General features: G+C 68.1%; 5 protein-coding genes and 1 pseudogene. 4 read left to right on the top strand and 2 right to left on the bottom strand.

All coding sequences use genetic code 11. The features are described 5' to 3' along the window. Positions 1-629: 629 nt before the first annotated feature. Both OTB20_RS34895 and OTB20_RS42935 read left to right on the top strand, forming a co-directional pair. Positions 630-1,403: a S41 family peptidase gene (locus OTB20_RS34895; protein ID WP_267823783.1), complete on the top strand. Its 774-nt coding sequence runs from the start codon at positions 630-632 to the stop codon at positions 1,401-1,403. 159 nt (positions 1,404-1,562) lie between these two features. Beyond that, positions 1,563-2,064, top strand: a pseudogene (locus OTB20_RS42935) (IS5/IS1182 family transposase); the annotation flags it as partial. On the opposite strand, the gene OTB20_RS34885 reads toward OTB20_RS42935, so the two are convergent. Further along, the gene (locus OTB20_RS34885; RefSeq protein WP_267823781.1) at positions 2,053-2,478 is read right to left on the bottom strand and encodes a hypothetical protein; all 426 of its coding nucleotides are present in this window, start codon (positions 2,476-2,478) and stop codon (positions 2,053-2,055) included. The pseudogene OTB20_RS42935 and the gene OTB20_RS34885 sit on opposite strands and share 12 nt — an antisense overlap. Before the next feature lie 224 nt (positions 2,479-2,702). Beyond that, entirely contained in the window at positions 2,703-3,821 is a 1,119-nt protein-coding gene (locus OTB20_RS34880; protein WP_267823780.1) for a serine hydrolase domain-containing protein, read from the bottom strand. A 171-nt stretch (positions 3,822-3,992) separates the two neighbouring features. Here OTB20_RS34880 and OTB20_RS34875 point away from each other — a divergent pair, with 171 nt between their 5' ends. Both OTB20_RS34875 and OTB20_RS34870 read left to right on the top strand, forming a co-directional pair. Then, complete coding sequence (locus tag OTB20_RS34875; protein WP_267823778.1) at positions 3,993-4,652, top strand: TetR/AcrR family transcriptional regulator; 660 nt, start codon at positions 3,993-3,995, stop codon at positions 4,650-4,652. A gap of 773 nt (positions 4,653-5,425) precedes the next feature. Next, entirely contained in the window at positions 5,426-6,295 is an 870-nt protein-coding gene (locus OTB20_RS34870; protein WP_324290454.1) for a hypothetical protein, read from the top strand. The last annotated feature ends 16 nt before the right edge of the window (positions 6,296-6,311 follow it).

Below are 6,311 nucleotides of genomic sequence, written 5' to 3'. Positions count from 1 at the left end.
CGGCATCGCGTTCCGCTTCGACAAGACGCCAGAGAGCTACGAGGCCGGCCTGCATCTGTGTGGTGCGATGCTCTGGCTCCGCAGCATCGCACCACATTCATGATCTGAACTCCAGACAGGACCTAGTAGGGACTTCCCGCTCGGACGGTGGGCCCACCAGTAACTCAAGGCCCTGGGCGAACCTGGCAGCCCGAAACCGGCGCGTCGCCCCCTTCGGCGCGCGGGGGCCGAACCCTGGGTCGTCGGTGGGCGCGGGTACGGTGTTCGGACGGCCCAGACCGTCACGCACCTGGAGAGGACCGGCCGCCGTGAGCTGGAGCCCGGCCGCGTCGTGCTCAGTGCTCAGTGCACAAGCTGGGCTGGCTGTGCGGCTGAGCCCGCCGGCGTCCCCATCGGGCCCCTGAGGCGCACGACGGCCGAGTGTTCGGCTCACATTCGGAACGGCAGGAAGAAGGAACGGAGCGGCATGCGGGCCCCAGCGAAGCAGGCGCTGACAAAACGCCGGCTCATGGCGGCCGCAGGAGCGGCGCACCACACTGGCACGCAGCGCCACAGCCCAGAGCCCGGCCGATACCTACGCAGCCATCCGGGAAGCACTCCGCGATCTCGGTGACCAGCACAGCCAGTTCATGTCCCCTGACGAAGCCAAGCAGGCCCTGAACCCCTCACCGGAGAGCTCCGTACTCCCGGAGGCCCGCGTGCTGCCCGGAGGAATCGGCTACCTCTCGCTTCCCTCCGTCGTCTCCGACGCCGCCTCCGCGGCTTACGTCCGCCAGGCACGGGCCGCCGTACGCGATGCAGACGGGCAAGGCGCCCGGGGTTGGATCGTTGACCTGCGCAGCAACACCGGCGGAGACATGTGGGGGCCGCTCGCCTCCGTAGGCCGCCTCCTTGGGGACGGCGTAGTCGGCTCGCTCGTGGACTCCGACGGCAAAAGGACCCCCTGGACCATCCAGGACGGCACACCGACGGACTACCTCTCCACGTGGGGCCCCGCCGAACCGCTGACCCACCCGGATCCACCAGTTGCCGTACTCACCAGCGGCCGGACCGCCAGCGCAGCCGAGGCCGTGACCATCGCCTTCCGCGGCCAGGAGCGCACACGCAGCTTCGGCCAGCCCACTCGCGGTGTTCCCACCGCCAACGACTCCCACCGTCTGCCCGACGACGCGATGATCATTCCGACCCAGGCCCGCGAAGCCGACCGTACCGGCCATCTCTACGACGGCCCCATCCCTCCCGACGAAAAGATCCCGGACGATTCGCGGAACCTCGGAAACAGCCAGGACCACACCCTGGAAGCAGCCGTCGCCTGGACACGAGCTCAGCTCCCCTGGAAATCTCCGCATCCCCGGCGGAACGCCCACCGGTATGGGCCGAGATTGGTATCAGCACTGAGATGAGCAGACAGGGTTTCGTCTCACGCGCTTGCCCCTTGGGCCAGAGCCATGGGTCGAAAGCATCATGGGCGAGGAGTTCGGCGCGAGCAGGGGGATCCGGACGCTGTGGTCCAGGTACAGACTGAACGGTGCCCCAGACCCTCGCCCACGGCCTCGGCCAGTCACGAACGCCATCGACGCTGGTCTGCGGACGGGACCTGGGACCGGATCCTGAAAGCTGTCCAGACCCGCGCCGACGAGGAGGGCCGTCCTGACTGGAGCCAGGTGAGCGTCGACTCCACCATCTGCCGGGCCCACCAGCACGCCGCAGGGGCACGGAAGGCCGTTCCGACCAACGGTTTCAAACAAAGTGCGGTCCCTGCCCGGCACCGCACCGATGAGGGGCTCGGGCGGCCCTGCGGCGGGCTGACGAGCAAGATGCATCTGGCCGGCGAACGGGTCGGTCGCCGGCCACTCGGCTTGCTCATCACTCCCGGTCAAGCCCACGACCGGAGCGTTTTCGAACGGTCATGGCAGGTCCGGGTTCCCCGCGGAGGTGGCGGCCACCCCCGCACGCCCACGGACTGAAGGGTTTCCGCGCGTGGCGACGCGCTACGACAAGCGCGCGTACGTCTTCCACAGCACGGCCACAGCCGCTGCCGTCCGACTCTGGTTAGTCGAATGACCATGGGTGCGGTTCGTCTCGACTGAAGCCCGCGTCCCCGATGCACATGCGAGCGCCGCGTCCGGGCCATATCCGGCCCAGGTCCGCGCGGGTCAGAAGTGCGACGGTGGTGCGATCTCTGCGAACCTCCACTGCAGCGGGCGCACTTCGGGACAGCAGCTGCTCATCAGCGAGGAACAACGCGTCTCGCAGCTCGGCTGCGCGGCCGAAGCAGATCAAGACGTGCCGTTGGTCCAGTGTCCGGACCTGGTAGGTGTCTTGCCGGCGCGGTTCATCGAGTACACGCACGTCGAATCGTGAGATGGAAAGGACTAGTCGTTGCCGGTTGAGTACCTCGACGCTGTCGGCGATGCCCTTGCGGATCCAGAAGCTCGCAATGCCAGCGGCTTGGGCCAGACGGTTCACCCCCGTCACGCCCAGAAGGTTCGGGGGGCCTTCCACTTCTGGTCGCGTGACATCGCGCCGGAACTGGTAGGTCGGCTCATCGGATTCTACGCATCCTCCAAATGTTGCCTCCAGTATGTCTGCTGGCCGGACTACCCGCTCACGGACGGGACACCCCAGGTGGTGCCGGGGTCGGGCAGGTGTGGGACACGGAACGCCTCCCGTCGACCGTTCTCCCGCCCGACCAGACCGGATCAGCCGTACATTGCCACGCGGTACAGGGCCGCGAGCGCGCCGTCGATGGGATGGGGCTGCGGCCTGCCCGAGGAGTCGAGCCTGTTCCACCTCTGCGTGTTCACCGCGACCGCCATCTGCCGCTTGCCGTCGGCACGAGTCATGGCCAGCGTTCCACCACCCCAGACCGTGCCACCATGCCCCCAGAAGGTGTCCTTTCCAGGCTCCTCCACCGGGTGCAGCCCGAGGCCGTACGCGATCGTCCTTCCCTCCTGGGAGACGACCGGGACCGTGCGTCGCATCTGCGCCAGCGACGACGGGCTGACGATCTCCCCGGCCAGCAGCATGCCGTAGAAGCGGTTGAGGTCCGTGACGGTCGATATCAGCGAGGCCGAAGGACCCACCCATGACATGTCGAAGACGCTGTAGTCGCGCGGCGGGTCGATCATGCCGAACCACGCCTCGTAGAGCTGCGAGTGCGGCCCGTTGACGTACGGCCCGGTGGGGATCTCGGTGTCCTGGAGCCCGGCGCGCTCGATCACGTTCTCGGTGATGTACCGCTCGGCCGTGATGCCGGTCGCCTGTTCCAGGAGTTCGACGAGGAGCAGGTAGTTGGTGTTGGAGTACAGCCCCAACGCACCACCCGGGGCGCCGACAGCAGGTGCGGCGACCCCCAGCTCGATCAGCTCGACGGGGTCGAACCGCGTGAACCGATGGTCGTCCAGGCTCTGGGGGCTGGTGTTCGCGAGGTCGGGGAACGCCTTGAGGGACGGATAGGCGTACGGGAGGTACTCGGCGAGGCCGCTGGTGTGGTTGAGCAGCATCCGGACCGTGATCGCGTCACCGCGTTCTCCGGGGACCAGCCTCGGAAGGTACCGGCCGATCGGTGTGTCGAGACCGATCTGACCGCTCTCGGCCTGCTGCAGAACCGCGGCAGCGGTGAAGGTCTTGGTGATGCTGCCGACGCGGTGCCGCATGTCGGCGGTGACGGGACGGCCGGTGGCGACATCGGCGACCCCGACGGCGGCACGCCAGACCTGGTCGCCGTCACGCACCTCGGCGAACAGGCCCGGTATCCCTGCACGGTGGACGTTCTCGATGGCTGCGTCCAGCGCCGCGGAATCCAGTGGGTTCTTCACGTCATGCGTCCTTTCGCGTTCCCCGGGGTGAGCCACGCATCGGTCGCCTGACCCGGGCAACAGGGCACGAATGGCATGCCGGCCCGCCCGGCATGCTCCTGCCCTCAGTATGCACGCGGTGCGTGCAACACCAAGTGCATAGGTAGGATGAGATCCGGCGAGAGGAACAAGATGGCAGGCCGAAGGCGTTGGTCAACCGAAGAGATCCTGGATGCGGCGGCGGAGCTTCTGCGCACGAGCGACGCGGATTCGTTCAGCGTGCGCAAGCTGGCCGCAGCCCTCGGGACCGATTCCTCGAGCCTCTACCGGCACTTCCGCAGCAAGACCGAACTGCTGCGGGCGGTCGCCGACCGGATCCTCCTGGCGGCGATGGACGGCTACCACCCCGAGGGCGACTGGAAGCAGCGCATCACGGCCTTGGCCCTGCGCGTGAGAGAGGCCTTCGGTCAGCAGCCCCAACTCGCCGCGGTCTGGGGACGCTACGCGTCCAGCGGCACCGGTTCCCGGCTGGTCATGGAAGAGATGCTGCAGGCCCTGCGAGCATCGGGACTGCCCGACGAAGAGATCCCAGTGCGCTACCACCGGATCGCGGTCCTCCTCGCCGCATTGATCGATTCCGAGGCCGGAGTCAGCACCATCACCCCCACGGAGCACGAACAGGGCATGGAGCTGTTCCGCGTTGCGGTACTGGGCGCCGACCCCGAACGCTTCCCCGCCCTGGCCCACTTCGCCCGCGACGTCCGCCCCCTCGGGGCAGACCGCCACGCCGCATTCGAAGAGATCCTCGCCGCCCAACTCGCCCACATCGAGGCCGTGATCCGCCCGAGCTAGCGCTGTGACCGGAAAGGTTTACTTGCGACCACCCCAACGGGGAGTCGCAGGTCAACCTGGCCTACAAGCGGGTGCCGACCGATCAGCAGTCGACCAACCATCAGGGCCTTGCCCTCGCCAAGGCCGTGATCGAGGACCCGGGCCCCCTCGATGGGGAGGCCGCCACCCCCAGCCGCCTCCACCCGTCGCAGTGCCCGGAGTTCAGTGAGCTGCTGTCCACGGTGAAGTTCAATCGTGCACACCCTCCCCACGACTGGTGTTCAAGGGGACGCTGCCGTCGAGCGCGGAGGTCTGGGTGCCGTCCGTGTCGGCGGACAGGCTCGCGCCGGGCAACCGGTACGAGGTAGAGCTGAACGGACCGGACTGGGACGGCTGTCTCGTCAGGTCCTCGCGGCCGGCCCCGGCAGATAGGAGCGTCGCGGATCTGGCTGCGCACTGGAAGGCGGAGCAGGCGAAGAAGTTCGTGGAGCCCCGTGCGGCGACACAGCCGTGGTGGACTGAAGCAGGCTGGCGGCCTTCCTGAACATCCTTCAGCACGGACTGGAGGTGCGCATCACGACGGCGACGCTGCCCTACTTGTGCTGCACCGGCACTCAGTTGCCGCCCATGGGCTCCCCCGTGTGGGGGAGGCGGATGCCTCTGGCGGGGGATGCGGCCGAGCGGGTATGGCCGGAGGCTGGGTTTCTTGCTGATGGAAGGGGAGTCGGGTGGAGCGCTGGGATCGGGTCGGGCGGAGCCCGGCGTACGGGGCGGCTCTGGCGTTGTCTCCGTACTTGCTGATCAAAGTCTCGTGGGTGGTCGGTGCGCTGATGGGCGTGCTGCCGATCGGTGCTGGGTTCGGCTTGGCGGAGTGGGTGGTGCTCAACACCGTCACGGTCGTCATGGCAGTGATCGGGATCGCTCTGGCACTCGCTTTGGTGCGGCCGTGGGGGATGCGGATACCGGGGGCGCCGGCCGCGTTCTGTTCCTGGGTGGGGTCGGGGTTCCTCGTCTCCGTGCTGCCTTTCGTTCTGTTCAGTGCGCTCCTGGGTGGCGGCTCACAGAAGAGCGGGGGCGGCGACGATCCGGCCATGCCGGTCTGGGAGGGGGTGCTGGTCCAGTTCAGTTTCGTGGGGATGGGGCTGGGGTTGGCCCTCGCGGTCCCGGTGTATCTGCGTCGCCGCTGGCCGGACGCGTTCATCGGGCGCGTCGGTGACGGTCCGCGTACGGCACCGCCGTCTGCGGCTGTCGTCGGTGCCGCGGTCGCCCTGGTATGGATCTACTGGGCGGCCGGCGGCACGGTCGGCATTGCCCACCCGGCCGAACGGAACACCGACTGGCACCTGTTGGCAGCTGTTTGGGGGTTCTGGGCACTCGCTGGAGCGGCCGCCCTCTGGGTGCTCGCCCGAGCACGACCTGCCCGGTGGCCGCGCTGGCTCCCATTGGCGTTCGGATGGCTGGGGTCGGGCTCACTGTTCGCGTGGAGCGCCTGGAAGCTGCCCCTCATGCTGTACGTAGCGGTAACGGATCCCGCCGATGTCACACCGCCGGAGAGCCCCACCGTCGTGATGCCGGTGCTTCTCTGCGCTGTGGTGGCGGGCGCGGCGATGATGCGGAACCTCGTCCGCACGCGGATCCCACCCAAGACGAGGCACGGTTCATAGCCGTCCAACGAAGCAC

This window comes from Streptomyces sp. H27-H1 (assembly GCF_026627445.1).
Taxonomy (GTDB): Bacteria; Actinomycetota; Actinomycetes; order Streptomycetales; family Streptomycetaceae; genus Streptomyces.
Note: the sequence above shows the minus strand (reverse complement) of the source record. Positions and strands in the feature narration are given on the sequence as shown.

Coding starts and splice junctions, on each gene's coding strand:
- OTB20_RS34895 (WP_267823783.1), top strand. CDS start 630: ATGTCCCCTGACGAAGCCAAGCAGGCCCTGAACCCCTCACCGGAGAGC.
- OTB20_RS34875 (WP_267823778.1), top strand. CDS start 3,993: ATGGCAGGCCGAAGGCGTTGGTCAACCGAAGAGATCCTGGATGCGGCG.